Source organism: Pseudooceanicola nitratireducens (assembly GCF_900109195.1).
In the GTDB taxonomy this organism is placed as follows: Bacteria; Pseudomonadota; Alphaproteobacteria; order Rhodobacterales; family Rhodobacteraceae; genus Pseudooceanicola; species Pseudooceanicola nitratireducens.
This window is the reverse complement of the sequence record NZ_FNZG01000030.1, coordinates 1-2,238: the sequence shown is the minus strand read 5'-3', so window position 1 is coordinate 2,238 and position 2,238 is coordinate 1. Positions and strand designations below refer to the sequence as shown.

Sequence of the window (2,238 nt, the reverse complement as noted above, 5' to 3'; positions counted from 1 at the left end):
TATGACTTCCAACCTGAAACCCGCCAGCGCCTTCAGGACGTCTGGGCCAACCCCTTGGGCTTCGTGGTGACCTCCTACCGCGTCGACGCCGAGACTCTGGAGAACTGACCAAGATGAAATCTCTGCCCGCGCTTTTCCTGGCGCTTGCCCTTCCTGTTGCCGCAAACGCCGAGGCCACGCCGCAAGGCGGCCCGCTCGACATCCGCATCCGCACCGCCGTCTATAGTGAAAACCAGGTCTATCGGATCGAAACCGATCTGAGGCATTCGACCACGATCCATTTCGGGGCGGGCGAGCGCTTCGAGGCCGTGATCGTCGGCGACACCGAAAGCTTCCAGGTCGATCCGATCCCAGAGCTTGGCAATGTGCTGACCATCAAACCGCATGTGGCCAATGCCTCCACCAACATGACGGTGATCACCAACCGACGCACCTATTCCTTCCACCTGCGCGAAGGCTCGATCCCGAACCGCACCGGCATGTTCTTCGAAGTCCGCTTCCGCTACCCCGATGAGGAACGTCGAGCGACGGCGGCTACCCAGCCCAAAGGCTTTGAGGCGCCCCGCAACTACAACTACCGCGTCTCGGGCGAAGGTGATTTCCGCCCCAGCCATATCTATGACGACGGGCGCTATACCTACTTCGTCATCCCGGAAAACGGTCGCCAGCCCGCCCTCTTCAAGGCCGATGACCAGGGCCGTGAGCGCACGGTCAACTGGACCCAGCAAGGCAACACGGTCCGGGTGCTTGGGGTGAACACCTACTGGTCGCTGCGTATCGGCGATGAGGCGATCTGCGCCTGGCGCGACGAGAGCGCCATCTACGTGAGCAACTGACCATGGCCGAACAAACCCCTCCCGACCTTCAGGACCGTCTCGACCAGTTCAGCCAGCGCGGCAAGTCCAAGCCCCGCGGAAACAGCCTCGGGGTCGGCGCGCTCGCGGCCGCCCTCGCCCTTGGCGGGGCCGGGGTCGCGTATTTTCTGGCCACCGGTCTGCAGGAAGGTGACAGTGCGCTTGAGACCTCCGATGTCGAGACCTTTCAGGACCGCCGCCCCGGCTCCGGCGGGCGGCTGAAGTTTCCGCCCGACGAGACCGAGCAACGGGTCAATGACGCACTGATCGCCGTCGAGGAAGCGCTCGACGTGCCCGCCGCCCCTGCCCCGGAACCGAGCGCCGAGGTGCTGGCCGAAATCGCCAAGCTCCGCGAAGCCCTCGCCGCCAGCCAGGCTGCCCGCAACTCGGAAATCCAATCCGCTGTCGCGGACCTGCGCGAGGCCTTCGACGAGCAAAAGGCCGCGCTCGAAGCAACGCTCGCCGCAAAGGAAACCGAGCTGGCAAACCTCCAACGCCAGACCGAGACTCGCATCGAGGGGCTGCAGGCCATGCTCGATGCCGAACGGGCGCAGCGCGAGGGGCTTGAGGCCGAGCTCGATCGCGAAGGGGTGATCGCCGATCAGCGCCTTCTCGAACAACGCCGGCGTCAGGAAGAGGAGCAGCGTCTGCGCGAGGCCGAACGCATCGCCGAGGAGCTTCTGACTGCCCAGATCAAATCCCCCGCCGTGGTCTATGCGGACGGTCCACGTGGTGGTGCGAGTGGCGCGGCGGTGGCCGATCCTGCCGCCGCTGGCGCAAGTGGACCGGCCCTCTCGGGCAACGAGCAGTTCTTGCAGAGTGCGCGACCGCTCGAGGTGCAGGAGGCCGCCCGCCTCATCCATCCCGAACGCACGCTGACCCAAGGATCCGTCATCCAGGCGGCGCTGCAAACCGCTATTAACAGCGATCTGCCCGGCTCCGTTGTCGCGGTGGTCTCCGAGCCGGTGCTGGCGTTTTCCGGAGACCGGATCCTGATCCCCCGGGGCTCCCGCCTTTTTGGCCAATACCGCTCCGGGATCGAAATGCACCAGAAGCGCATCCTGATCCTTTGGACCCGCGTCCTGACCCCGGACGGCACCTCGATGGAAATCGCCGCTGTGGGCGGCGACCAGCTTGGCCGCTCGGGCCTCACTGGTCTCGTCGACACCAAGTTTGCCGAGCGCTTCGGCGGGGCGGCGCTGATTTCCGTGATCGGGGCGGCGCCTGCCGTGGCGGCGGAGAGTGCCAACAACGAGACGACAAGCATTGTCCTGGGCGATGTCAGCAGCGACCTGCAGGACGCTGTCGGGTCGGTCATCGCCGATCAGGTCTCGATCGCGCCGACGATCTATGTCGATCAGGGCGCCTCGGTCACCGTGCTCGT

General features: G+C 65.4%; 3 protein-coding genes. All 3 read left to right on the top strand.

The window, feature by feature from the left end:
• The coding region (locus BMX99_RS19600) for a VirB8/TrbF family protein (RefSeq protein WP_254772012.1) at positions 1 to 108 on the top strand (108 nt) is incomplete at its 5' end.
• Positions 109 to 113: 5 nt separating this feature from the next.
• Entirely contained in the window at positions 114 to 836 is a 723-nt protein-coding gene (locus BMX99_RS19420; RefSeq protein ID WP_007120614.1) for a TrbG/VirB9 family P-type conjugative transfer protein, read from the top strand.
• Between the two features lie 2 nt (positions 837 to 838).
• A partial coding sequence (locus BMX99_RS19415) for a TraB/TrbI/VirB10 family type IV secretion system protein (protein WP_093455159.1) occupies positions 839 to 2,238 on the top strand: 1,400 nt, incomplete at its 3' end.